This window comes from Planococcus sp. FY231025, assembly GCF_052078085.1.
GTDB lineage: Bacteria > Bacillota > Bacilli > Bacillales_A > Planococcaceae > Planococcus.
The window spans coordinates 143,754-168,990 of record NZ_JBQJJG010000007.1 but is presented as its reverse complement, the minus strand read 5'-3'; the positions used below and the strand labels follow the sequence as shown (position 1 = coordinate 168,990).

The following is a 25,237-nucleotide window of genomic DNA, read 5'->3' as shown; positions in this document are numbered from 1 at the left end:
GCAGCGAATGGTTTTCCAGTCAAAAAGGGTATATAAATAAAAAATAAATGAGGAGGTCTTCCACCATGTCCCATCCGCCAAAAACCCGAATTGACACTGCTGCTAGGGTGATCCAAGCTCCGCCAAGCGCCATCTACCAGGCATTTATGGATCCGGAATCGTTGGTTTCCTGGCTCCCCCCGGAAGGGATGTCGGCCCGTATCGACGAGTTTGACGCTCGCGAAGGCGGGACTTATCAGCTCACCCTCACTTACGAAGCCGATCCCTCTTACGTCGGAAAGACTTCGGACAATACCGACGTTTCCCGCGGCATGTTCCTTAAACTGGTGCCCGACACCAAAATCGTGACAGCTGGCGTGTTCGATTCCGAAGATCCAGCGTTCGCCGGTGAGATGACACAGACATGGTACCTCGAAGAAGTCCCGGAAGGCACCAAGGTCACCATCGTTTCTGAAAACGTTCCTCCGGGAATCCGGAAGGAAGACCATGACAACGGCATGAATTCCTCGCTTGGGAATCTTGCGAACTTTCTTGAAAACAGGTCGTAAACAAAAGAGCTTCCAGCAGGTGTGATTCACCGCTGGAAGCTCTTTGTCTTTTTGTATCATATTTAAGGGAGCACTACAAAACCGGGTAACGCTGTCAGCTTATATTGAAATATATAGCGACGGCGCGTCCAAGGGCTGGGCGAAGCAATGAGACGAGCGGTCTTCTCGGCTCATTGCGAAAGCCAAAGAGGTGTACAAAAGTTTTTGGGCACCTCTTTTGCGACGAGCTTGCGCAGGAGCAATGCCTTTTCTGTTTCGAAGCTAGCGAAGCGATGCAGAAACAATCGTCTTTGCTCTTCCCAAAGCGTCGAAGCGGCATATAAACCTTCTCTTCATTAGTACAACATATACAGTTTACGCTTCCATCTGCTCTTCCATCACCTTGCGCCACGACACCACTTCGCGTTCCTCGATCCGCTTCGCGAGAATTTCGTCCCAGCTGCCGCTTTCGGCATTCCAGACGCGGGCATAAAAGATGTCCTGCTTTTCGTCGTACAATTGGAACTCGATGCACGGGACGGCGCGCGTCTCCTGCTCGATGCAGCCGGCGATTCCGGTAGCGATGACTTGGAAGCTGTCTTCGGGCGGATACACAAGCTCTTTGGTGAGCATCCCTTGCATGCGCTCTTTGTTCAGGTTGCCTTTCACGGCATAGCGGAACGGTGGAAGCCCGTCGCCCGCTTCGATGTCCACGTCTTCCCCGGCCAGACGGTATTCATCGTGCACAGCGCTGAAAGTGGCCTGGGCGGAGTCCTCTTCCATCTCTTCGTCAAAGATACCCCGCTCCAAATAATCCATGCCTTTCGCTGTCGGCTTATAGCCCTTTTTCTCGAGCCCGATCAGGCCCGTGCGCTGCATCTTGTCGATCAGGTCGCGGATGAACAGCTCTTCTACAAACAGCATGTCAGCGAGTGCCGCGGCTCGGCGGATGTCCGCTTCCTGAAAACTCAACAGCAGCATCTTCATCAGGATGTCCATCTTCAGCCGTTTGACGCGGGTAAAGCGGACATCGTACAAGACGACCGGCAGCTGCCATGTCTGCTCCTTCAGAACCACTACATCCGGATTCTCCAATAAACCCGCACGCAGTCCGCTCTTCAGTTTCTCCATTCCCTCACCCCCTGCTTCCTGCCAATGCTTTCAAGCCGTTTTTCTGTTTCACAGTGTCCAGCACGTGCCGATACATCCGTTTCGTCTCTTCTTTTTTCGCACGCGCTGTGAACATCTCGGAGCTGCCGATCAGCACCAATAGTTCTTTGGCGCGCGACAGCGCGACGTTCAGCCGGCGGTAATCGTTCGCAAAGCCGATGTCGCCGTGGCTGTTTCCGTTGTTGCGCACCATGCTGAGGAGGATGACCTCCATTTCGCTTCCTTGGAAGCGGTCGACGGTGCCGGTGCGGATCGTCAGATGCGGCAGGCGCAGTTCCTGGTCAATCATGCGCTGCAGGCGCTTCACTTGTTCGCCGTAGAACGAGATGACACCGACGCTTTTCAATTCATCCGCCGGAATCCGTCCGGCCGCTTTCGCTTCTGCAGTGGCTTCGTTCATTTCCACGAGCAGCGCGCTGATCTCCTTGAGTTCCGCCGGGTTGAACAAGCTCTTCCCGCCGCTCATCCGCTCTTCGAAATACGCAGGTTCGTTCGGCAAATCGAGCCACATCAAATGGTTGCTGCGCGTGACCGAACGGGATTCCAGCAAGTGGTCGCGCTCGTGGTCCGAATCCTGGAGCCCGCATTGCAATTGCACCTTTTCGCCTTTGTAGAACGGCGTAATCGTCTCCATGATGTCCGCGTGCATGCGGTACTGGATCGCAAGCATCGTCTTGTTCGCTTCCGGCAGGTTTTTGTAAAGCCGTTCGAACAACGATTCTTCCAATAGCTTCTCGAGCTCCCGCTTTTCCTCGAAGCCGCTGTTTTCCTTGATCATTTCCTCAAGCGTTTCTTCCAGCGTATCGTTCCCTAGAAGCGGCGGCAGCTGATGATGGTCGCCGACCAGGATGATTTTCTTGCCTTTGAGCATCGGCAAGAGGAGTTCGGGCGGCGTCGCTTTTGACACCTCGTCGATGATGACGACGTCGAACTCCGGGTAGTTGTCGATGAAATCCTTGCGCGCCGAAGCGACGCATGTCGTGCCGATGACGTTTGCGTGCTTAATGTACAGTTTGCGGATTTCGTCCAAGTCGTGGTCGTTCGCGCCGTCCAGCAACTGGAGCCATTTCTTCTGGACCGACTGCAGGAGCGGCAAACTTTTCTGCTCCTGTTTGAGCGATTCCAATGTGAATGAAAGGCTCGCAAGCTGTTTCGCCGTTTCCTCGTATGCCGTTTCCGGGTCGGACGACAGGATTTCGGAGAGCGCATCGAGCTCTTTGTCCCGAAGCCTAATGGCATTTTGCAAGACGGCCATCTCTGCTTTGATTTCGTTCACCCTTGCTTCGTGCTTCGCGAACGATTCTCGCTCCGCTGACGCCTGTGCACTAAGCTCCGCTGCGCGTTTTTCTGCCGCTTCAAAAGCCGTCTTGTCCTTTTGCAGTTCCGCGAGATCCGCTTTATGGCCGCGGATCGTCCCTTCCAAATCGTCCGGCAAGCCGGACGCGACATTCAGCTCGCTGATCCGCGTTTGGAGCGGATCCCGTTCCCCTTCGAGTCGTTCGAGTTCCGCAAGCCATTTGCGGTCGAGTTCGATGTAATGCTGCTGCTGTTTCAAGATGCTGTCGGCCATCGCTTTTTGCAAGCCTTGGAATGTGCGCTTGGAGTCTTCGATGTATTCTTCCGCCGACTTCAGCTTCGCACCGCGCTGCCACAGGTTGTTCTGCCGCTTGTAAAGGCCGCTGAGTCCTTTGGCAAGGACCGCCGGATCGTTGCGCTGCGCACTTTTCAATACCCCTCTCAGCCGTTCCAAGAAGAAGTCCACATCCGCAGAAGTGAACACTCCTGGGTTGGTGAGTGCATCTTGCTTCACCTTATCAGCCGAAATCGCGGTTGGCGCAAGCAGTTCCTTTACGTATGCGATGGCGGACGCGATGCTTTCATTGTATTTCCGCAGCTTTTCCCATTCCGTCATCTTGTCTCGGATGAGGTCAAGCTTGTTGAGCGAATACGTGATTGCCGGCCCTTCCTCGATTTCCTGCTCTGCCATCACCTGCAGCAGGCCGTCCACTTTTTTGATGCTTTCAATCCCTGCCACCAGCGTATTCTTCTCTTCGATCACCGCAGTGACCTCTCGGCGTTTGTCCAAGGTCGCTGAGATATCCTGCTCCATGCCGGAAAGTTCTTCAGCAAGCGTCCGTGCAAGCTTCGCCTCTTCAAGCTGCCCGATTGCAGCTGAAATGCGCCGGAATTCATCGCGGAACCACTCGGCACTTTTGCTGTTGAAGAGCTCGGCATCTTTTTGGATCGCTCTCTCGAGCGCCTGCAGCTTCTGTTCAATTCTTTCCCCTTCAAGAGCCGCTTCCGCTTTCACGGACTCGAATGCCGTTAGCTTGTGCTGATCTTTTTCAAGCAGCGCCTGGATATTCCGGCGCTTCTCTTCGGCCGCCTTTTTTTCTTCGACAGCTTCCGCCAGCCGTTCAAAGACCGGCTGCAATTCAGCATACGCCCGTTCCGTTCCCGAGAGTTCCCCTTCAAGCCCTGCAGCACGCGCTTTCCGCGCTTCGTACTGGCTAGAGATTTCCTTCAAGGTGTTGTCTTTCCAATACTGGCCGACGTTTTCCTCGATGAACTTTTTGCCTTCCTCTTCGATGCTCTCCGTCCGGCCGACCCGCAAAATCCGGATATCCTTATGGGCCAATAAACGCCCGAGCGCATTGTCGACCGCGAGATTCGACTGCGATGCGACAAGCGTCTTCAAGCCCTTTTTCGCGTTCTGCAGGCAGATTTCCGCAATAACCGTTGTCTTCCCTGTTCCTGGAGGACCCTGGATGACGTACAGGTCTTCCGCGGCGACAGCACCTGACACCGCCCGCTGCTGGAATTCGTTCAGCCGGTTATGGAATGCCAGTTTCTCCAGCGGCTGCAGCGCAGCGACCGGCGGCTTCTCTTCGAATAACAGGCGGTCGAGCTTCGGATTCACCGCAAGCCCTTTTTCAAGGTTTGTGATGCCTTGGCGCAGCCTCCGGATCTGGCTGAGCGCCGCGAAATTGCTGAACACCACTTCTTTTTTCGCCAGCGCATGCCCTTTTTCCCGGAGCTGCTTGACCGCATAGCTCTGCAGCTCGATCTCCACTGTCCGGTTTGCCGCCTTGATGACCGTGCCGACGTCACCGTCAATTCCGGTCAGCCGCACGCTCAAGTTCTTGAGCGACTTCCATTCGGTGTCTTTCATTTGGCAGCCGGTGAGCGTGATGCGGCTGAAATCATGGCTGAACGCAAGTTTCGAGTAGCCGGTCTTGATGTCCGGAATGTCCATGCCGCGTTCCTGGATCTTCAGGTAGCCTTCCCAACTTGAAATGCGCTTTTTCACATAATCCGATTTTTCCTTCGCCGGCGTCATCCGGTTGATCAAATTGACAAACTCCACAGGGGCCGGCTCGCGGGAATCCTTGAATACAATCTGTTCCTCACGCTGCCAGTTCGTCCCGAGCGCCCCGTAGGATTTCCGCAGCGTCACGTTCGTCACCAGCAAACGGTGGTTCTGGAACACGCAGTGGAGGACGACCGAGCCGTCCAGCTTCTTCGACGCCAAGCGTTCCGCTTCCGTTCCTCCGAAAATGAGCGCAACCGAAAGCGAGCCATCCGCACTTGCGGGATAGCGTTCCATGAACACCCGGAACGGTTCGGCCGCATTAAAAAAGGAGCGTTCGCTGATGCCGAACCCTCTCATTTTTTCTGAAGCGGTGTTTGTCATTCGTAACGATGTTCTATATGTATCTGTCTTTGCCATTGCCATTTCCATCACCTGTTCTGTAGAACTGAAGACATTTTCCGGCCCGTTTCCTGCCGGAAGAAGGATGGCCGTTCGTCAAGCCTATCCGATTTGTTTACATCTCATCATATCATCATTTCGTCCGATTGAGCCGTGCCAACCACAAACTAATCCAAAAAACCCATCCGCATATGACAGGTTTTATTCGGCATGGCGCATCCGATGTTTAGCCCTCCTTGAGCGCGATAATTGATAGGCAACCAACAAATTTCAAGGAGGCTGATTCCATTGCCGAATTTACCTGATACGATGTCGCGCGTCCAAGACCAGACGCCAGAACCCATCAACCGGAAGTTCCAGGAGGACATCCAGGAAAGCATCGCCTATTACCGCGGCAAGAGCCCGACGGAAATCCAGCAGCGCATCGATGAATTGGACCAGGAATGGGACACTGAACGCGTTTTGGAAGCCAACGCCAGCACGCTCATCATCGTCGGCAGCGTTCTCGGCGCCACCGTCAACAAGCGCTGGAACATCCTTTCCGGCGTGGTCGACACGTTCCTGCTGCAGCACGCCATCCAGGGCTGGTGCCCGCCGCTTTCAGTCATCCGCCGCATGGGTATGAGGACGACGGAAGAAATCAACCAGGAAAAAGAAGCGCTGCAGGAATTGCTGTGACGTGAACGCTGTTTCGATGAACCGTCCCTACGGCAAAATCCGCTACAGATTTTCTGCAGCGGATTTTGCTTTTCTTCTATTTTTCCTCTTCTTCCGGCAATTTCGGCACCGCAGAGCTTTCGACGATCTTGTACGTCCCTTCGATGATGTCGATTTCCAGTGCGTCAAACGCAATCCTCTCCGACGCCGGGTCTTTGCCGTCAATCATCCGGCTCAGTGTAGCAATCGGATAAAACGTCAGCGAAGTGGCCGTCGGGTCCAACCCTCTCATGGTCGCTGTCCAGAAAAGGTCCTCCCGCGTCCGAGCCCCTCCGTATGCGGTTCCTCCGTTATAAGGGACTTTGTAGACATGCCCCAAATTGTCCTTGGCAATCAATTCCGCTTCTACATGCTCCCATTCTTCAAGCAAGGCCGGATCGACCAGTTGCTGGTAGGCGATGTTCACCGCAATACCTGTAAACGTCACTTCCGTAAAATGAACCGTCACGCCGCTTTCTGTGACTTTTTCGTCCAAGGGAATCGGTTCTTTGGTCAGCTGATCCACGGCAAACGCAAATTTCCAGTCACCCTTGATCTCTCCTTCTTCGGTGGCAAGGCTTTCCGGTTCCCACAGCACGTTGACCTGGGCTGTGTCTTTGCTGACATGCGTGATTGCACTCATGCCGGCAATTTGGCCGTCAATCACTTCCCACGTCATCGATGCATTCGGTCCGTCTGCTTCAAGCAATTGAGGGATCCCCGTCACATGCGCCGAATCATCCAATTCCTCTTTCGCAGTGACGGTATAGGTGAACGTCACATTGGTGCCATCGTACACCGCCTGGTCAATTGAAATCGTGATGCCGTTGCTCGTTTGCGACAGCCCCACTTCTTCACTGAAGCGCTCGTATTGCAGGAGCCCTTCCTCTTCTTCCGCGAAGATTGAGAACACGTTGCCGATGACCGGCAGTTCAGCCATATATTTCGCAAGTGCCGGAGAAGCGGTGAGGGCCGCTGTCGAAATGCCTACGGCCAGAACGGCTGCCGCAGCAGCCGGGAGAAGCCAGTTGCGCCGCTTCTTGATTTTAGGCGGAGCGGTTTCCAAAAATGCATCTTCAATGATCATGTTCAAGCGCTCATCCGGCACTTCTATCTGCTCCATCGCTTTCTTAATTGAAATCTCGTTGCCATTCATCTGCATACACTCCCTTCAAGCCTTTTTTCAGCAATCCCAGCCCCCGGTGGATCATCGTCTTCACGGTTCCTTCGGGACAATCCATGACTTCGGCGATCTGCTTCACCGTATAATCCTGGTAAAACCTGAGCATCAAAGCTGTCTTGTACTTCTCGGGCAATAAACCCAGCGCGTTTGCCACATCGAGCTGCTGGGCAATATCCGCGGAAGCGTCCTGTTCGGCGCTCTGTTCCTCCACTTCGTTCATTACAACCAATTTCTTGTTTCTCTTTATCACTGCCAATGCTTTATTGATGCAGATCCGTGTCAGCCACGTAGAAAAGAACGCCGGCTCTTTCACTTGGTGCACCGATTCGATGGCTTGAAGAACCGTCTGCTGGAAAATCTCCAGGGCGTCTTCTTCGTTTTTCACGTATGTAAATGCCATGCGGTACAATTTCTCTTTTTCCGCTTTTAATAATTGCTGGAGCGCCAGCCGGTCGCCCCGGATCGCCGCTGCAATCTTTTCCTCATCATGCTGCATCCACCTCATCCTCCCTTTATTTATTAGAGACGGCAGCCTCTCGAAACGTTTCGTTTATTTTTCAGGAAATGGCTGAAACAAAAAAACCTCCTAATTAAAGGAGGCTTTTCTTACAACGGTCCATAATCAATAAACTGCGCAATAATCAGGGCGGTTGCGGCAATTGCATACCACACGATCAATAGCGGGAAGATGAATTTCAGCCATTTTTCCCAACGGACACCGCCGACAGCAAGCGTCGCCATGAAGTAACCGGATGTCGGGTAGAAAATATTGGTGAAGCCGTCTCCCATCAAAAAGGCCAACACGGCTGTCTGCCGCGTCACTCCGCTGATATCGGAAAGCCCTGTCATGATCGGCATCGTCACCATCGCCTGCCCGCTTCCGGACGGAATCAGGAAGTTCAGCGCCGCCTGGACAATGAGCATAAATACTGCCGTCAACGAATCCGGCATGATATTCACCAGTTCACCCAGTGCGTAAATGATTGTATCCATAATATCTCCAGCATCAAGAACCACCGCGATACCGCGCGCAATCCCGACGACGATCGCCCCGAGCAGGATTTTCTTGAATCCTTCATTGAAGGCATCCGCTATTTCGGAAGGCTTTAAGCCGGCTACGAGGCCTGCCGTTACACCAATCAACGCGTAGAGCCCGGTCAGCTCACGGAAGTACCAGCCGTAATTCAGCAAGCCGAACAACAGGACGCCGAACGCCACCAATAACGTCAGTGCCGTCCACATCTGGCGTTTTGTCGCTTTCACTGCTTTCATTTCTTCCATTTCCGGTTGCGCATCCTCTTTATCGAAGACAATGCTCAGTTCCGGATTCCGCTGCACTTTCCTGGCATAGCGCCAGACATAAGCCATTCCGATCGTCAAAACGATCGCCAAAAGAATGATGCGGTACCACATGCCGGAGTACAAGGGCAGCTCGGCGATTTCCTGCGCTACGCCGAGGTTGGCCGGAATCGCCAACGCCAGCGTAAAGCCGGCAATCGTCGACACCAGCACAATTGCTGTCGCGGTGATTTTATCAAACCCGAGTTTCAGCACGAGCGGCAGAATCGCTGGCAAATAAATCAGGGACATTTCCACTTGTCCCGTGAATGTCGTGAACAACGCAAACGGGATCATTAGCGTCGGAATGATCCATAGCCCTTTATCGGAAAATTTGCTGGCCAGCTTGTTGACGGCCAGGGAGATGACGCCGGTCCGTTCAATGACGGCGAACATCCCGCCGATCATGATGATTCCGAAAATGATTTCCGCGGTCTGGATAAACCCGTCCGGAATCGCAAACATAAACTCGAGGAATGTAACTGGAGAAGCTTCTATGTATTCAAATGTTCCCGGCTGAATCACTTCAGCGCCGCTTTCATTCGCCACCCGCTCAAACTGGCCGGCAGGAATGATGTAACTGACCAATGAGGCCACCGCAATCATCAGGAATAAAATTACGAAAATGTGCGGTACTTTCATTTTCTTCTTCTTTTTCGGTTCGGCAGTATGGTTTTGGCTAACCACCCAATCCCTCCCTTTTCTGATTTGTCTCAATTATTGTAACATAGATGGGAACAGCCTTTCTTTTACCCCTGTCTGCTCTGAATTGCTGCATGACTAAAAAACACCGCCTTCTCAAAACTAGAAATTGAGAGGGCGGTGTATCGGTAAGGAAGTTCCGGGCACAATTTTAAAAAAAGCAGAAGATGCACCTGCGGATCAGTGAATGAACAGAAACAGCTGCTTCTGCCCTTCTCCGTCCGAACGCGAGTCGGCATTTCCGCTGAAATCGATCCATTTCACGCGCTGGGCACGCTGTTCGATTCGGATATGCAGTTCTTCTTCGATTTCCATAAGTTTCATCACAATTTCAAGGTACGGCAATCCAAAACGGGCCATCGCCGAGTTGACGGGGGAATCCGCCAAGACGAGGCTAAAGAATTCATCGACGGTCGTCGCCTTATCCGCCAAAGCATTTTCGGCCTCCGTGATGAATTCGTATAGTTTCCTTTTATCTTCCGGAAGCCGTTTCACTTCGCTCTTCCGCAAAAAGTCCAACAATCCTTCGTTCATCGCTTTTCCCCCTTGTCCACTGCTCTTATACTTCTATTTTACCAGCTTGCTTTTTTAATTCCAGGCAATTGTCCTTTATGGGCTAGTTCCCGGAACGCAATGCGCGACATCTTAAATTTGCGCATGAAGCCGCGCGGGCGGCCGGTCACTTGGCAGCGGTTCTTCAAGCGCGTTGGCGAAGAATTCCGCGGCAGCTTGTTCAGCGACTCGTAATCCCCTTTATCTTTCAGCTCCTGGCGAACCGCTGCGTAGCGGGCCACCAATTCCTGCTGTTTTAAGTCTTTTGCGACTTTAGATTTCTTGGCCATCGGTACTTCTCCTCCTAATGTGTAATCGTTACGTTTTACAAATGCGTAAAAATTTTTACTTCGTTTCGCGGTGCAGCGTGACTTTCTGGAGTCGCGGGCAGTATTTCTTCAATTCGATCCGCTCCGGGTTGTTGCGTTTGTTCTTAGTTGTCGCGTAATTGCGGTCGCCCGTTTCAGTGCAGGCGAGGGTGATGTTAATGCGCATGGTCCATGTCGCCTCCTTCCGTTTCTGCGTAGAATGCCGGCAATGGATCAGGAAACTCCTGCCATTCCATTCCCATTTCTTCTTCGGTCAAGACACAGCGTTCCAGTTCTTCTGTTATCATCTGTTGGTCCATGCCGATGCCGATCAGCACGAGTTCCGTCATCTTCAGGCCATACTCCGTGTCCCACATCCCCGCTTGCTCGATGCTGAGCGAAGGCCCTGCCTGGGATAAAAGGGCAGCTGCGTCGTCGCGCGTGGCGATCCATAAAAAGCCTTTCGCGCGGACCACTTCCACCGGCCATTCCATGATCCATTCCATCAGCCGCTGAGGGTGGAACGGCCTTTGGCTCCGGAAGACGAATGAGCCGATGCCATATTCTTCTGTCTCGGGCACGTGTTCCTCGTTCAATTCCTTGATCCACCCTGCACTTTGGCTCGCCCGCTCGAGATTGAAGCGGTTCGTGTTCAGCACTTCGTTTGGATCGATTTTTGAATACCGGGTGCCGATAATCCGGGCATCCGGATTCAAGCGCCGAAGCACCGCTTTCAGCTTTTCGCCCTTTTCCGCGCTGATCAGGTCGAGCTTGTTGACGACCAGGACGTCCGCAAACTCGATCTGGTCGATCAGCAGGTCTGCGATTTCGCGTACATCATCTGCCGCGGCGGCTTCTTTCCGGTCAAGCAGCGTATCCCCGGAGGAAAAATCGGCCCAGAACCTGGCAGCATCCACCACAGTCACCATCGTATCCAAGCGGCATAGGTCCGGCAAATCGATCGCCAATTCCGCATCGCCGTATGAAAACGTCTGGGCGACCGGAACCGGTTCGCTGATGCCGGACGATTCGATGACGATGTAATCGATCGAGCCAAGCTTCGCCAGCTTCTCCACTTCCACGATCAGATCCTCCCTCAGCGTGCAGCAGATGCAGCCGTTCTGCATCTCCACGAGCTTCTCCTCCGTCCGCGAAAAACCTCCCTGTTCCACCAGTGAAGCATCGATGTTCACTTCGCTCATGTCGTTCACGATGACCGCCACTTTCAGCCCGTCCCGGTTATGTAAGATATTGTTAAGTAACGTCGTCTTGCCGGCGCCCAGATAGCCGCTCAGCACGGTCACCGGAATCCTGTTATCCATCCACCCAACTCCTTTCGGTTGCACAATAAAACTGCAAATAGTAATCATTACGTTTTATAGCATATAAGTTTATCCAAGAAACTGCAAGTACTTCTATAAAATTTTTACCAGAACTCTCCCTTCTTTTATTGGCCAGGAGCTTTTGGGCATGAAAAAAAGAAGCTTTGCGAAAAGCTTCTCTCTTTTCCGTCAGCGGCATCAGCCTGCCCCATCGGCTCTTGCTATTTCTTCGCGCACTTGGTCCAGAAACGCACGGGCGGCGCTTGAGAACGCCTGGTGTTTTTTCCAGACGATATTCAAGTTTGCTTCCAGCTTCGGCTCCAGCGGCCGGAAGCAGAAATTGCTAGTTCCTGAAGTGTTGATCAGTTTGTCAATGCACAGCGCATAGCCGACGTTCTCCTCCACAAACCAGGCCGCGTTGTATAGCAGGTTGTACGTGGCCGTGATGTTCAATTCCCCGGCATCCCGGCCGAACCATCCGCTGATTTCATTGCCTACTGCAGTCTGGCGAGAAATTAGCAGCGGTTGACCAACCAGGTCGGCCGGCTTGATGGACGGCTTGTCGGCCAGCGGACTATCTTTTCGCATCAGCACCCCCCAGACGTCTGCAGCGGGCAGTTTTAAGTAATCGTATTTCCGCTTGTCAGCCGGTTCAATGACTACCCCAAAATCCAGCAGCCCCTTGTCCAATTTCTCGGCAATGTCGTCTGCATTTCCGCTGTAGAGATGGAAGCGGATATCCGGATGGCGCGCCGCCAATTTCCGGGAAGCTTTGGCGATCAGCTGCATGGCGTGCGTCTCTCCCGCTCCAATATGGATATCGCCGCCGATGGCCTCTTTTGGACGCTTTAAATCGGCTTCGGCTTTATCCGCCAATTCGACGATCTCTCTCGCTTTTTTCAGCAGGAACAGCCCTTCTTCCGTCAGCGAAATTTTCCGCTTGCCCCGGACAAACAGCGTGATCCCCAATTCGGTTTCCAGCTCTTTCAATTGCCGGGATAGCGTCGGCTGCGTTAAATGGAGCCGTTTGGCCGCGGCGGAAATGGTTTCTTCATTTGCCACTGCGATGAAATAGCGCAGCACCCGAATGTCCATCGAACCCCTCCCCTTGTATATGCCCAAAAGGCATGTTGGTCTATTTGATATAGGCATTCGCTTTCTGAATCTTACCATTCTATAATAAAGCCGAAAAGACAAATCATTCAGCGAATAGCCATCCGACCGGACGGCACCAGATGTCTGGCCGGAAACCAACCATCAGAAAGGCGGCGTCATGCCATGAACATGAATGAATTCATCGAGTTTTGCCGGCAAGGAAATTCGATATCCGGAGATGACACGGAATTGCACGGCCTGCTGGTCCAATGCAGTTTCGATGCACAAAAAGTGACCATGGAACTGAATACGTCCTTTCACACAAAAGAAGAAATTACGGCTCTTTTCAGCGAACTGACTGGCCAGGAGGTGGACCCGTCGTTCATGTGCTTCCCTCCTTTTTACACAGACTTCGGCAAAAACATCACCATCGGGAAGAACGTATTTCTTAATACGGGCTGCTCGTTCCAAGACCGCGGGGGCATCCGGATCGGCGACGGCGCCCAGATCGGCATGAACGTCGCGATTGCCACACTCAACCACGGCCTCCCGTTGAAAACCCGCAGCACGACTTACGCACAGCCCGTCGTGATCGGTGAGAATGCCTGGATCGGCTCCAACGCGACCATACTGCCCGGTGTGACCATCGGCGACAATTCCATCGTTGCCGCAGGAGCTGTTGTCACAAAAGACATTCCTCCGGACAGTGTAGCTGCCGGAGTGCCCGCCAAAGTGATCAAAACCATCGATCAGGATGCCTGAACAAAAAAACCGATTCTCCTGCTAGACAGGAGAATCGGTTTTTCTATTTGTTTGGTTATCGTTTTTCTGCCGCGTCACGCTGCACGATCTTGTCGCTCACCTGCTGGCCGCTCAGTGTCACCATCGGCATGCCGCCGCCCGGGTTCACCGTGCCGCCGACAAAATACAGGTTGTCGTACAGTTCGCTCTGCTTTTTATGCTTGAAGCCGCCGTTTTTCCGTTTGTCGGATACGGTGCCGTAGATTGCACCGCGGTCGGATCCGTAGATGCGCTCGATGTCGTGCGGCGTCCAGACGTCGCGCGTTACGATGTTCTCGCGCAGCCCCGTCAGGCCCATGCGCTCGAGCTTGTCGATGACGCGGTCTTCGAACTTCCGGTAATCGTCCGGCGTGAACGGGTGGTCCTGGATATACGGGATGTGCGGCAAGATCTTCAAGTTCTCATGCCCAGGCGGCGCCTGGGTGGGATCGGTTTTATTGGTATTGACGAGGTAGATTGTCGGGTCGTCCGGCAGTTCGTGTTTCTCGAACACTTTCTCCATCTGTTCGTGCAGGTTCTCCGAGAAGAAGAAGTTGTGATGGTTCAGGAACGGGTATTCCTTCTTCACACCAAGGTGCAGCACAAGGCCGGAACTTGCCGGTTCGAATGTCTTCTCGAGCTTCCCGACATACTCCTTGTCGGCATAGACCATCTTTTTATAGAACGGAATCACTTCCATGTTCGACACGTAATAATCAGCCGTTTGGAATGAACCATCCTCCAGTTCGACGCCGTTGATGCCTTTGGCTTCGTCTGTGTACGCGCGGATCACGCCCATGCCGGTGTGGATCTCGACGCCTTCTTCTTTAGCGAGCTTTGTCAGGCCTTCCGCCAGTTTGTTGATGCCCCCCGGCACGTACCAGCAGCCTTGCGCATGCTGCATATATACCATCATATTGAGCACGGCAGGCGCGTTGTACGGCGACGAGCCCACGTATTTGATGAAATACGCGATCATGTCGCGCAGATGCGGATTGGAGATGCGCTTCTCAATCGCGCTGTACATCGTCGAGGCCAAATCGAACCCAGTCAGCGTCGCACGCACGCCGTGGATCGCCACTGCCTCTTTCGGCGTCTCGAAGCCCTCCGCCAAATAGCCGTCTTCCGTCGTCTGGTAGAGCTTTTTCGCATACTTCAAGAACGCGTAATACTCTTTGATGTCTTTTTTCGACAGCGATGGATTCGCGCGTTCCATCAAGTGAAGGTCATGGTAGAGATCCAGCACCGTGCCGTCCGGAAAGAACGAGCGCCATTCGCGTTCAAGGCGCTGCGTCGGGATATAATCGCTCATGCGCTTGCCGCTGCCCTGGAACAATTTCTCGAACACATGCGGCATCGTCAAAATGGACGGGCCGAGGTCGAAGCCGAAGCCGTCCTGCTCCAGGCGGTTCACTTTCCCGCCGATATGGTCATTCTTTTCATATATCGAAACCGCGTACCCTTTTTGGGCGAGGGAGATCGCAGCCGACAAGCCGCCGAGGCCGCCGCCGATTACGAGCACGGATTTTCTAGGATTCTTCATAAACAAAACGCCTTCTTCCCCAATTTATTTTCATTCCATCCCTTTCGTGAACGGCCGCTTCATTTCCTGCTTCCATTCAAAGTCCAGCTTGCCTATGTGCCGGAAATCCAGCTGAATAAAACCTGTTTAGGTTCTTAATTCCCCTTCTCGCTGCTTCTTAAAACTTTTCTCGCATAGCATTTGTATAATAATTATATACTATTAGTAGAAGGAAAAGAATTACTAACACAGAGCAAGAATCCCCGCCGCTTTCCCACAAAAAAAGCCGGGCGAAGTCCGCCCGGCTGCATCGTTTATTTTTTTGTCTTCTCTTTGATCTTGTTCGCCACTTCGTCTTTCATTTCCATGGCTTGATCTTTATAGGTTGCCGCTTTTTCCTTGTAGTCGTCCTTGTTTTCTTCCCAGTGTGTCAGCGTCTTGTCTTTCAATGCGTTCAGCTTGTCGAGAAATGCCATTCCAATCATCCTTCCGTTCTGCCTGGCTTTAGCGGACAGGCGAACTCCCGCAAGCATAACGCGTTCAGGGCGCATTGTCTAAAAGGACGTCCCTCCGGAAGACCTTAATAAGCAGATAGAGTGTCTATTCCAGCCCTCTGGTCATGAACACTAGCCGGTCGATTTCACTGAACCCGTTCCTCCGATAGAATTCCTCAGCCGGGATCCCGCGGTCCGTCAAAAGTGATAGATGCGTGACGTCGTCCGCACCGAGTTCCTTCACCAGCCGTTCAAGCAAGGCTGTGCCGATGCCTCGGTTCTGCCGGTCTCCCCGGACGCACATTTCATTGATGAAAAATTCATCTCCGCTCCACCAGGTGCGTTTCGCTCCGAACAAAAAACCTAGGACTTCCCCATTTTCTGTCGCTAGCATCCCTGTGAATCCAGGCGTGCGAAAAAAGTCCAGCAGATATCGAGCGGCTGTCTCCTGCACCCACCGATCATTCCAAGGTGCTTCATTGAAAACCTGGGTGAACGTCTCGGTGCATTTTGCCAAATCGCTTTCTGTCGCTCGTTTGATTTCCATGGCTCCACCTCTCATTCGTTTGCGTTTAGTTGCCGATCCGCAGCGCACGGTCCTTGTTCTGCAGCACCGCCAGAATGCTGAGGGCTGCGAGCAGGCTTGTCTTCGGGTTGTCCGGCATCGAGTTGTTTTCGACCTCAAGGCGCATGTTCCCGAAAATCCCTTCCGCTTCGATCGTGTGGGTGTTCCGCTCAACGGCCGGATCGACGATGATGCGCACCCGCGTTTCCTCGACGCCGATTCCGGCAAGCGCCAATACCAGCGCCACGTTGACGTTTTTCGGGAACCGTTCGACCGCGTCAAATGCCGACCCTTCGAAGATCACCTTTTCGCTGTCCGCTTCGATCCCGAGCGATGCAGGGGATTTCCGCGTGGTGATCCGGACTTTCTCCAGCCCGCCGGCCGCTTTCGCCGACTGCAAAAGATCCAGTCCGCCAATCGCACCGGACGGGAGGAAGATGTGCGAGCCGCCCTCCTCCGCCAGGCTTTTGATTTCGTCAAGGAACGCCGCGTCCTTGAAGACGCCGATGCTGCTGACGACAAGATCGATGTTGTTTGCCGCCACATCTCCGAGATAAAGCCCGGCCGCTTCCACCGTCGAAGCTTCCACTACGATGTCGAGCGGCGTCTCCAAAAAGTCTTGGATGTCCGTGTAAAACTCGACGCCAAAATGGGTTTTCAATCGCTCGCCAACAATCACGTTGCGGCCGAAAATCGCGGTCACCTTCCCATTTGCCAGATGGTTCTTATTCACCTGTTCCAATAAAAACGACGCGATATTGCCTGTTCCGATGATTCCAATGTTCATGGTCGGCCTCCTCTTCTATCCGATATTCATGGAATATTGTCTTCTTTAAATAAATTGTAAGCTATCTCCAAGCAATAAAACAGCTATGAGTTGTTCCATTAAACGAGAAACACCTGCAATTCCGGGGGATGGAATTGCAGGTGTTTTTTGTACCATCAGATTTTACAGGATTTATTCAAAGATCAAAACGCCGGGCGGTAAGCCGTAAGCGGAATGTCTTCGTATGCTTCTGGATCCAGTTCTTCGACCGAACCGTCTGCGACGCCTTCAATGATGGCGGAAAGGCCGCGTTCGACCGATTTGACCAACTGGCCTTTTTCCTTCTGTCCAAGCGACTGCGTTTGGCCTCTGACTTCAAACAGCACCGTGCCGCTGCCGTTCAGGGCGTAGCTGCCAAGCGCAGTACCTGGAAGGTCGAGCCCTTGCGAATAAAGCGAGATGTTCGTAAACTTCGAGTCGCCGTACGACTGCAGTTCGTTATACGCCAGCAAGTTCAGCTGTCTCGAGAAATCGTAATTGTAGTTGTCCGCGTACTCCGCATAATCCGCGCCTTCAGGCGTGCTCGGATCCGGCACGAATTGAGCCGACAGGGACAATGTTACAGGATCCGCTGTGCCGTCCACATAGTAAAGTCCCTGGTGGTGCAAGTCGATAAAGACATCCACTTTGCCGAATTCGTCCTGCAGGGATTTATAGACATCACGTGAAACTTGGGCTTCCGGTGTGATGAACCAGCCCGGCTCATCGGACGCGCCCGGGAAATCTTCCGCTTGCGGAACGTAATCAAGGTCAGGGTTGAAATCGCGGTTCACGTCAAATCCAGGATTCGCACCGTAATCATAGCTCTGGCTGATGCCGCGGTCCAGGTAGTTCCAAGACGGCGCAGCTCCTGACAATTGCGGATAGCTTTCCACTACTTCGCTCCATGTCAGGCTGTTGCGGCGTTTGTCCGCTTCCGAAGCGTCCGGGTTCATCATCGGCATGAAGACGACCGTCACTTGTTCGCGGAGTTCTTTAGCCTCTTTGGAATTGCCGGACAGCGTCTTCAATAAATTAAGGATCGCCACCGTGCCTGTTTTTTCATTGCCGTGGATTTCGCTTTGGACCAAAAGGACCTTATCGCCTGTCCCGACGCGTGCGGTATAGATATCCAATCCTTCATGCGACTGCCCTGCCACTTCCAACTGGACAGTGCCTTTGCTGTTTGCCGCAATTTGCTTCAGGCTTTTTTGCAGCTCCTGATAGTCGATAAATCCGGAAATACTATTGTCATGGTGATGCTCGGTCTTCGTTACCGGATCAGCCGCATAAACCGGCATCGCCAATGCTGTACACAAACTCAAAACTCCGACTGTACTCGCCCATCTTCTCTTCAAAAACATCCACTCCCTCAAATTTTTAATTGCCTGCATTCGCTTGCAAAATTTGACGCCTCTTTGTTGCCTCCTTTTTTGAAATTTACCTTTACCCAAAAAGAGCATAGCAATAAAAGAAATAATAGTAAATATATTTAGAATATTCAGTTCTTATGTATTATTCGACTCCCTAAAGACCTTGTTTTCTTGTATCTATCGGCGCAGGACTCCTTAACTACTTCGGGCCGCTAAATACTTTTCCGCAAATAAAACCACCTTTCCGGAGAAAGATGGTTTCTGTCTAAATAAGTGTTTTCTTATACGATAAATCAGTTCTGCCGGGCAAAAAGATGCTGCGCCGCATGCTTGAACGACTGCATCAGAAAGTCCCGTGCCGTCCGGCTGATTTCGGCTTTCGGGTTGATGATATCGAAGCCGTGGTAGGCGCCTTTGTAAATCTTGAAATCAACGGGCACGCCCGCTCGCTTCAAGTTCTCCACGAACTGGATCGTCTCATCCCGGAATGGTTCGATGTCGCCGACGAACGTAACGGCCGGGGGCAAATTGCGGTAGTCCACTGCCCTTCCTGCTGCAGCGTAGGACGGCACGCCTGTTCCGAAGCGCTCACCCAGGTACAGCTTCCATGCCCAACGGTTCATATCCGAATTCCATATATAGGCGTTGTTCTCCCGGGCCGATTCGGTCGCCATCCGGTCATCGAGCATCGGATAAAGCGGCATTTGAAAAGCCAGCTTCACTTCGCCTCGGTCCCGCGCGTAAAGGGCAAGCGCTGCCGTCAAGCCGCCGCCTGCACTCTCGCCGCCTGCCATCAGCTGGTCGTCCCGGATCCCGAGTTCCGCTGCATGGTCCTTCATCCACAGCAGCACCACGTAGCAATCCTCAAGCGCTGCCGGATAAGGTGCGTCGATCGACAGCCGGTAATCCGGCGCGACGATGACGCAATCGCTCGCGTTGATCAGCTCCTTGTACATGTCCCCGCTCATCTCCGGCACGCCTTGGGCATAGCCGCCGCCGTGGATCCATAACACGCCGGGCACCCCTTCCACCGGATGGAGCGGCTTGTAGATCCGCACGCGTATCATAGATCCGTCCACCCGACTCACCTCCACCTCGCTGCAGTCAAGCCCGTCAATGTCTCTGCCCCGGAACCGCTTGTCCATCACTTTCCGGGAATTTTGCATCGCCTGAATGAACTCGTCTTCACTCTTTTTCATCACCAGCCGGTTCAGCAGCATCCCTCTGAACCGCAATTGCTTATCGACCTCTTTGCGTGATACTTTCACCCTGGTTCTCTCCCTTTTTTCATTCTAACATTCCTGAATTTTTCTCTTGTAATAAATTGTAAGCTATCCTTCAACAGAAAAACAGCCGGAGAAAAGACATGCTCTCTCTTTTCTCCGGCTGTTTTATATGCAAGATGTATTTAATTGTTTATGAAATTAACAAATCCTGTTGTTGGCTGCAATGGATCACATTATCTCGCCAGATTCAAAACGCTTCCCAACAACACATTCGCACCGTTTTCAATGTCGGTCGCTTCTGCAAATTCTTTCGGATTATGGCTCACGCCGTTCAAGCATGGGATGAAGATGAGGCCGGAATCCATGACGGACGCCAGTGAATTGGCGTCGTGATTGGCCCCGCTCATCATCATGCAATAATCTACACCCGTTTCCAGGCAAACCTGTTCGACCGTGTCAATCAGTTTTTTCGACAGCTCGGACGGGTTTTTCTCAATATTCGGTTTGATCATCACATGATGATTGGCATGGGCATACGCCGAAAACCGCTCCGTAATCCGGTGCATCATCTCCATATCCGTCCCTCTTACTTCAAGGGTGAAGTTAACCTCTCCAGGCACCACATTCGGCAGATTCGGATGCACATACAATTCACCGACGGTTCCGACATTCGGTTCACCGTATTCTTTGACGATGCGGTCGAATTCCAAGAGGATTTTCGCTGTGCTGATCAACGCATCGTCTCGTTCGCCCATTCCCATTGTTCCGGAATGCGCCGCTTCGCCGTGTACCGTCACGTCCAGCCGCTTGATGCCTGCAATTGAATGAACGATTCCGATGTCCGTACCGCCTGCCTCCAGCTTTTTCCCTTGTTCAATGTGGAGTTCCAAAAAGCTGCTGAATTGTTCTGCTCCCGCGGTCTCTTTCACTTGCTGAGGCGTGAATGGTGTGCTTTCCAGCCGCTTGATGAAATCGTCATCAAATTGGATGCTGCCGCAAATCGCACGGCTGCCGAAAGTCCCGCCGAGCAGGTTCGCTTCTTCTCCGCGGAACGAAACCGCCGTCACCGGCTTTGCCAATTCGGCCTCTTTTTCGGCGAGCGTGAGCAATACTTCCAACCCTGCCACTACGCCAAGAGCGCCGTCGTATTTTCCGCCGTTTTTAACAGTATCGAGATGCGAACCGATCAAGATGCCTTTTCCGCTTTCCGGCCCCACTGTCCCGAACACATTGCCGATGGCGTCGCGATACGTACGGATGGAATGTTTCTCGCACGTTTCGATAAACCAATCCAATGCCAATTTTTCTTGTTCGGTGTAGGCGAGGCGGGTGATCCCTTCGCCATCCGAGGTGATGCAGTTCACCTCGTCCAGCATGCCCATTAACCTTTCCCCGTTTACTTTCACCTTTTTTCACCTCCCATTTATTCATTCGGTTTTACAAAGCGTCCGATCGCCTCTTCTTCTATACCCTTTTCATGGGAATAAACCAATTGCCCCCGGACAAACGTCGCTTCAACCCGGTTCTTGACCGAATGTCCATGATAAGGGGAAACATCGGATACCGAGATAAATTCGTTTTCATCGATTTTCCAGGAAGCCGGGTTTTTGATGATCGCGAAATCCGCGTCTTTCCCCTGCTCGATCGACCCTTTTTGAATCAAGTTGAACCGTTTGGCAGGCGCAAGTGCCAGCAGATCCGCAAATCGGCTCAAGGAGACACTCTTCTCTCCAACTAAACGGTCGAAAAGGAGCGGCACCATGATTTCAAGGCCCGGCGTACCGGATTTCGCTTTAAAGATGTCGTCATCGCCAATCGATTTGTCCGCTTTTTGCCACGGTGCATGATCGGATGTAATAAAGTCGATTCTGCCGTCCAGCAATTGCGCTTCCAACGCTGCCACTTCCTGCGGCTCCCGAAGCGGCGGGTTGATTTTCGCTTTCGGTCCGTATTTCTCCAAGTCCTCCGTAGACAGAAGCAAGTAGTTATAGCACGTCTCCGCGGTCACGTCCGTCCCTTGTTCCTTGAACCAATTGATGTAGTCGAGGCTCCGCGCATGGCTGACATGGACAATGTGCAGCTTTGCATCTGTCCAGGATGCCATGTCCAGTAATTTGATGACAGCCGTCGTCTCTGTGACCGGTGGCCGAGTACGGTTGTGGAAGATCGGCTCCAAGTTGTTTTCCGCTTTCGCTTCTTCGATATACGTCGACAGCAATTCATCGTTTTCCGCATGGAATGCGACAACCAGATCCCTTTCTGCCGTTTTTTTCATCGCTTCAAGGATGTCCGCATCCGCAATCCGCGGGAATCGGTACGGGTCGGTTTCAAATGTTGACAGTTTGAACCCGGCCACGCCGCCTTCTACCAATTCTTCGATCACGCTTGCGCCGTCTTGTTTCGGGATGGTGCCCCATAACGCAATGTCGACAACCGACTCGCTATTGATTGTCTCAATTTTCTTTTTCAGCACCTCGCCGCTTGCGACCGGAACCGGCAAATCATACGGCATATCCAAAAACGTCGTGATGCCGCCTTTCGCCGCTGCATAAGAAGCACGTTTGATGCCTTCGTTCGGGTTGCTGTAGCAATGGACGTGGGCATCGATAAATCCCGGGAAGACGAAATCCTCTCCGAAATCATGGATGTCTTCGCCTTGCAGCACGCCGGCAGTTTCGGATATCTCCATTATTTTCCCATCGTTTATTCCAACTTCGCCCGGGAATTTCCCTTGCGGTGTGACAATAGTTCCTTGGATTACTTTATCGTATTTCATCTCAACTCTCCTTCGCTTTTCTTGTTGCTCCGACTGCAGCCAGTCCATACGATGTGGCAAGTAAGCCAACCAATGAGGCGAACAACCCGTACATCACGTACAGGTCCGAGCCGAGCATATGGGCTATCGCAGAACCGCCGATACCCATGACGATGCTCGCAATGCCTGAACGGTGATCCAGAATGTTTTTGTCTCTCAGGATAAAGCCGCCGAGAATCGGTACAAGTAGCGCCGACACCGAATACGCGAATGACGCGACAATCCAGCTAAGAGCCTGCGGATAAAAGTTCGCCAGTATGACAGCGAGCGTCAAGACTCCGACAGAGACAATCCGGGAAACCGAAACCAATTTCTTCTCCTCGATGTCCGGATTGACGTAATTCGTATAGATGTCTTTTGTAATTGTCACCACGACCGATTGAACGGCGCTGCTTAAGGTCGACATGATCGTTGCAACGATGAACACCGCGAACATAACCAGGAACCATTCAGGCGTCTGGGTCAAAAACCAGCCGGTGGCATTTTCCGGACTGTCGAGATTCGGGTTGAGCGAACGCACCGTCAAGCCGATCGTGGAGGACCAGAACGTCGCGAGCGCAAATAGGACCGCGGTTACGCCGATGGATATCGTTGCGTTTCTCGAGTTGTTTGCAGAAAAGATGCGCTGGTACAGCTGCTGATTGGTCAAGTTCCCCGGCATGACGCCGAACACCCAAAACAGGACTGTTCCCATCCCAATCCCCGCAAGTCCGCTTGGGAAATCGGAAATTTCACTAGGCGTATTCGATATGATCGTCTGAAATCCGCCGCCCATATCCATCGCCATGAAGAAAGCGATTACAGCTCCGACCAACATCGCACAACCAAAGATGAAATCTGTCCACGCAACCGAAGTCATACCGGCTGGCAGAACGAACGCCAGACTGATCACCGCAAAAATCGTCACCATGAGTCCCGCATCCATTCCGGTGATCGTCGAGAAAATCTTTCCGAAGCCGACCAGCTGCGTGATCATCCAGCCGAACGGTACGATCAGCGTGCTTAAAATCGTCAAGACGGATAGGACTGGATGGTTGCCGTAAATCTTTTTGATGATGTCCGGCATTGTTTCAAACTCACTGTTCCGCAACCATTTCGCCATGAACAGAAAAGGTAAAAAACCGACCATTGTCAATAAGCCGTACGTCAGCGTTGACCAGCCGCTCGAATAAGCGGTACCGACAAGGCCGACGATTACCGCTCCGCCCATCACAGTCGCAAACTGCGTTCCGATTTGCACGTAAAGCGGAAGCGACCTGCCGCCTACATACCAGTTCTGAATCCCCTGCTTCTTACGTCCCACAAAATAGGAAAAAATAATAATTCCTAACAGCACGACCGCCAGTGTCAAAAATAAAATAATGTTTGTGCTCATCCCAAAACCCCTTTATGTATTGATGTATTACTTGGAATCGTATAGTATGAAGAATATTAAGACAAATCTAATGTCTTAAATAATGAGACAAAAAGAGGTCGTAAAATGAACTTTAAAATATTGCAGCTCTTTCATACCTACGGTTCACCGCTTCACATCGACCAAATCCTGCAGGAAATGAAAATCCCCAGAAGTTCGCTCTACCGGCAAATTAAAGCCTTGATCCACGCGGGCCTGCTTGAAGCAGCCGGCAAAGGGCTGTATGCCCCGGGCTGGCTGGCGGTTGAAATTTCCCGTGTCAAGGAAGAGTCTTTTAGTTCCTTGGTCGAGACCGCATTGCCCATCATGCAGGAACTCAATGACGACCTTGGCGAGTCCATCAACTTAACCGCTGTCCAAGGCTCCAAAGTTCGCGTCCTGGCCCATTTGGAAAGCAAACACAATTTACGGTACTCCTATGAAGAAGGCCAAGTGCTGAACATCTTCAAAGGGGCTTCATCCAAAATCCTGCTGGCCTATTTGGCTGACGAACACCGAGACTTTCTCATCCGCTCCTCCCTTTCTTCTGAAGAAGGAGAAAAACTGGAACAGGAACTGGCAAGCATCCGGCAGAACGCGTACGCATTGACCAATTCCGAAGTGGACGAAAATGCCATTGGCATCTCTGCGCCGATCCTGCGCAACGGAAAATACATCATGGGTGGCTTATCCATTGCCGGACCGGAATTCCGGATAAACGGGGACAAAATTGAAACGTATATCCAGCGGCTGAAAGAAGCAGCGGCGGATATTTCATTGATGATGGAGTAAGGACTTCTGAAACGAACTGCTCGTTCCCTGATTAACCCCTCCCCTTTTCGGGAAACCACTTAAAGTAGAGTTCTTTAAAAGAAGCACTTAAATCAGAGGAGGAAGATCAATGGGCAAAACAGCAATTATCACAGGCGGCGGCAGCGGGCTCGGCCAATCGGCAGCGCTGCGCCTGGCAGACGAAGGCATCAACATCGCGGTAGTCGATGTCAGCGAAAAAGGCGGCAATGAAACCGTCGAGAAGCTGAAAGCAAAAGGCGTCGATGCCATCTTCATCAAAGCGGACGTCTCAAAAGCGGAAGAAGTGAAAAACTACGTAGACAAAACGCTCGAGCATTTCGGCTCGATCGAATACTTCTTCAACAACGCCGGCATTTCGGGAAGCGGCAAGAACTTCCTGGAGACCGATATCAAGGAAATCGACCAGATCGTCGGCATCAACCTGCTCGGCGCGCTTTACGGCTTGCGCTATGTGGCGGAAGCGATGCTGAAAAACGGCGGCGGCTCGATCGTTAATACCGCTTCAAGCGCCGGGGTCACCGGACAGGCTTCGGTTGTTACTTACGGTGCCACAAAGCACGGCATCGTCGGCATGACCAAGAGTCTGGTCGCGGAATACGCGAAGGACGGCCTACGAGTCAACGCCATTGCGCCAGGACCTACGGAAACCCCGATGGTCAAAAAGTTCTTCGAAGACAATCCAGACATGAAAGAAAGCGCCGAAGCCGGCATCCCGCAGAAGCGCCTCGGCACACCGGAGGAAGTTGCGGAACTCGTCGCGTTCCTGTTGACCTCAAAAGCGCAGTACATCAACGGCGACACGATCCGCATCGACGGCGGCTTCACGAATACGAAGTAAAGGAAACA

General features: G+C 52.4%; 25 protein-coding genes. 5 read left to right on the top strand and 20 right to left on the bottom strand.

All coding sequences use genetic code 11. From position 1 onward, the window contains the following. Positions 1-65 precede the first annotated feature (65 nt). On the top strand, positions 66-548 hold the full coding sequence (locus ACTL32_RS10665; protein ID WP_441341458.1) for an SRPBCC family protein: 483 nt from the start codon (positions 66-68) through the stop codon (positions 546-548). A 354-nt stretch (positions 549-902) separates the two neighbouring features. Here the strand turns inward: ACTL32_RS10665 and ACTL32_RS10660 are convergent, their stop codons facing one another. Further along, complete coding sequence (locus tag ACTL32_RS10660) at positions 903-1,658, bottom strand: hypothetical protein (protein ID WP_441341457.1); 756 nt, start codon at positions 1,656-1,658, stop codon at positions 903-905. A 4-nt stretch (positions 1,659-1,662) separates the two neighbouring features. Beyond that, positions 1,663-5,433, bottom strand: a complete 3,771-nt coding sequence (locus ACTL32_RS10655; protein WP_441341456.1) for an AAA domain-containing protein — start codon at positions 5,431-5,433, stop codon at positions 1,663-1,665. Positions 5,434-5,697: 264 nt separating this feature from the next. On the opposite strand from ACTL32_RS10655, the gene ACTL32_RS10650 reads away from it, so the two are divergent. After that, the gene (locus ACTL32_RS10650) at positions 5,698-6,087 is read left to right on the top strand and encodes a DUF2892 domain-containing protein (RefSeq protein ID WP_441341455.1); all 390 of its coding nucleotides are present in this window, start codon (positions 5,698-5,700) and stop codon (positions 6,085-6,087) included. A 76-nt stretch (positions 6,088-6,163) separates the two neighbouring features. On the opposite strand, the gene ACTL32_RS10645 is transcribed toward ACTL32_RS10650, so the two are convergent. The 9 genes from ACTL32_RS10645 to ACTL32_RS10605 all read right to left on the bottom strand — a co-directional run bounded on the left by ACTL32_RS10645 (position 6,164) and on the right by ACTL32_RS10605 (position 12,605). After that, complete coding sequence (locus ACTL32_RS10645; protein WP_441341454.1) at positions 6,164-7,261, bottom strand: DUF4179 domain-containing protein; 1,098 nt, start codon at positions 7,259-7,261, stop codon at positions 6,164-6,166. Then, positions 7,236-7,784, bottom strand: a complete 549-nt coding sequence (locus ACTL32_RS10640) for a sigma-70 family RNA polymerase sigma factor (protein ID WP_441341453.1) — start codon at positions 7,782-7,784, stop codon at positions 7,236-7,238. Before ACTL32_RS10640 ends, ACTL32_RS10645 begins: the two co-directional genes overlap by 26 nt. 110 nt (positions 7,785-7,894) lie before the next feature. Then, positions 7,895-9,313: a YfcC family protein gene (locus ACTL32_RS10635; RefSeq protein WP_441341452.1), complete on the bottom strand. Its 1,419-nt coding sequence runs from the start codon at positions 9,311-9,313 to the stop codon at positions 7,895-7,897. 195 nt (positions 9,314-9,508) lie between these two features. Next, positions 9,509-9,862, bottom strand: coding sequence for a hypothetical protein (locus ACTL32_RS10630; RefSeq protein WP_441341451.1), 354 nt, complete (start codon positions 9,860-9,862; stop codon positions 9,509-9,511). A 38-nt stretch (positions 9,863-9,900) separates the two neighbouring features. Further along, complete coding sequence (gene rpsN, locus ACTL32_RS10625; RefSeq protein ID WP_441341450.1) at positions 9,901-10,170, bottom strand: 30S ribosomal protein S14; 270 nt, start codon at positions 10,168-10,170, stop codon at positions 9,901-9,903. Between the two features lie 55 nt (positions 10,171-10,225). After that, positions 10,226-10,375, bottom strand: coding sequence for a 50S ribosomal protein L33 (gene rpmG, locus ACTL32_RS10620; protein ID WP_441341449.1), 150 nt, complete (start codon positions 10,373-10,375; stop codon positions 10,226-10,228). After that, the gene (locus ACTL32_RS10615; RefSeq protein WP_441341448.1) at positions 10,365-11,510 is read right to left on the bottom strand and encodes a GTP-binding protein; all 1,146 of its coding nucleotides are present in this window, start codon (positions 11,508-11,510) and stop codon (positions 10,365-10,367) included. The genes rpmG and ACTL32_RS10615 overlap by 11 nt, the downstream gene beginning before the upstream one ends. Beyond that, positions 11,503-11,709 carry a hypothetical protein gene (locus ACTL32_RS10610; RefSeq protein WP_441341447.1) on the bottom strand — a complete coding sequence of 69 codons (207 nt, stop codon included), beginning with the start codon at positions 11,707-11,709 and terminating at the stop codon, positions 11,503-11,505. The genes ACTL32_RS10615 and ACTL32_RS10610 overlap by 8 nt, the downstream gene beginning before the upstream one ends. Further along, positions 11,709-12,605, bottom strand: coding sequence for a LysR family transcriptional regulator (locus ACTL32_RS10605; RefSeq protein WP_441341446.1), 897 nt, complete (start codon positions 12,603-12,605; stop codon positions 11,709-11,711). The genes ACTL32_RS10610 and ACTL32_RS10605 overlap by 1 nt, the downstream gene beginning before the upstream one ends. Before the next feature lie 183 nt (positions 12,606-12,788). Here ACTL32_RS10605 and ACTL32_RS10600 point away from each other — a divergent pair, with 183 nt between their 5' ends. Beyond that, entirely contained in the window at positions 12,789-13,367 is a 579-nt protein-coding gene (locus tag ACTL32_RS10600) for a sugar O-acetyltransferase (protein ID WP_441341445.1), read from the top strand. A gap of 55 nt (positions 13,368-13,422) precedes the next feature. Here ACTL32_RS10600 and ACTL32_RS10595 read toward each other — a convergent pair whose 3' ends face one another. The 9 genes from ACTL32_RS10595 to ACTL32_RS10555 form a co-directional block, all read right to left on the bottom strand. After that, positions 13,423-14,928 (bottom strand): phytoene desaturase family protein, encoded by a 1,506-nt coding sequence (locus ACTL32_RS10595; protein ID WP_441341444.1) that lies wholly within the window; start codon positions 14,926-14,928, stop codon positions 13,423-13,425. Positions 14,929-15,221: 293 nt separating this feature from the next. Then, the gene (locus ACTL32_RS10590) at positions 15,222-15,383 is read right to left on the bottom strand and encodes a hypothetical protein (RefSeq protein ID WP_204891909.1); all 162 of its coding nucleotides are present in this window, start codon (positions 15,381-15,383) and stop codon (positions 15,222-15,224) included. 124 nt (positions 15,384-15,507) lie between these two features. Further along, positions 15,508-15,948 carry a GNAT family N-acetyltransferase gene (locus ACTL32_RS10585; RefSeq protein WP_441341443.1) on the bottom strand — a complete coding sequence of 147 codons (441 nt, stop codon included), beginning with the start codon at positions 15,946-15,948 and terminating at the stop codon, positions 15,508-15,510. Positions 15,949-15,973: 25 nt separating this feature from the next. Further along, entirely contained in the window at positions 15,974-16,753 is a 780-nt protein-coding gene (gene nadX, locus ACTL32_RS10580; protein WP_441341442.1) for an aspartate dehydrogenase, read from the bottom strand. Between the two features lie 182 nt (positions 16,754-16,935). Beyond that, complete coding sequence (locus ACTL32_RS10575) at positions 16,936-18,135, bottom strand: M14 family zinc carboxypeptidase (protein ID WP_441341441.1); 1,200 nt, start codon at positions 18,133-18,135, stop codon at positions 16,936-16,938. A gap of 302 nt (positions 18,136-18,437) precedes the next feature. Beyond that, positions 18,438-19,412, bottom strand: coding sequence for an alpha/beta hydrolase (locus ACTL32_RS10570; protein ID WP_441341440.1), 975 nt, complete (start codon positions 19,410-19,412; stop codon positions 18,438-18,440). 191 nt (positions 19,413-19,603) lie between these two features. Next, positions 19,604-20,776, bottom strand: a complete 1,173-nt coding sequence (locus ACTL32_RS10565; RefSeq protein ID WP_441341439.1) for a Zn-dependent hydrolase — start codon at positions 20,774-20,776, stop codon at positions 19,604-19,606. Positions 20,777-20,793: 17 nt separating this feature from the next. Then, positions 20,794-22,146 (bottom strand): dihydroorotase, encoded by a 1,353-nt coding sequence (locus tag ACTL32_RS10560; RefSeq protein WP_441341438.1) that lies wholly within the window; start codon positions 22,144-22,146, stop codon positions 20,794-20,796. Position 22,147: 1 nt separating this feature from the next. Next, positions 22,148-23,560: a sodium:solute symporter family protein gene (locus ACTL32_RS10555; RefSeq protein WP_441341437.1), complete on the bottom strand. Its 1,413-nt coding sequence runs from the start codon at positions 23,558-23,560 to the stop codon at positions 22,148-22,150. 105 nt (positions 23,561-23,665) lie between these two features. On the opposite strand from ACTL32_RS10555, the gene ACTL32_RS10550 reads away from it, so the two are divergent. Beyond that, entirely contained in the window at positions 23,666-24,370 is a 705-nt protein-coding gene (locus tag ACTL32_RS10550; RefSeq protein WP_441341436.1) for an IclR family transcriptional regulator, read from the top strand. A gap of 109 nt (positions 24,371-24,479) precedes the next feature. Next, positions 24,480-25,229: an SDR family NAD(P)-dependent oxidoreductase gene (locus tag ACTL32_RS10545; RefSeq protein ID WP_441341435.1), complete on the top strand. Its 750-nt coding sequence runs from the start codon at positions 24,480-24,482 to the stop codon at positions 25,227-25,229. Positions 25,230-25,237 lie beyond the last annotated feature (8 nt).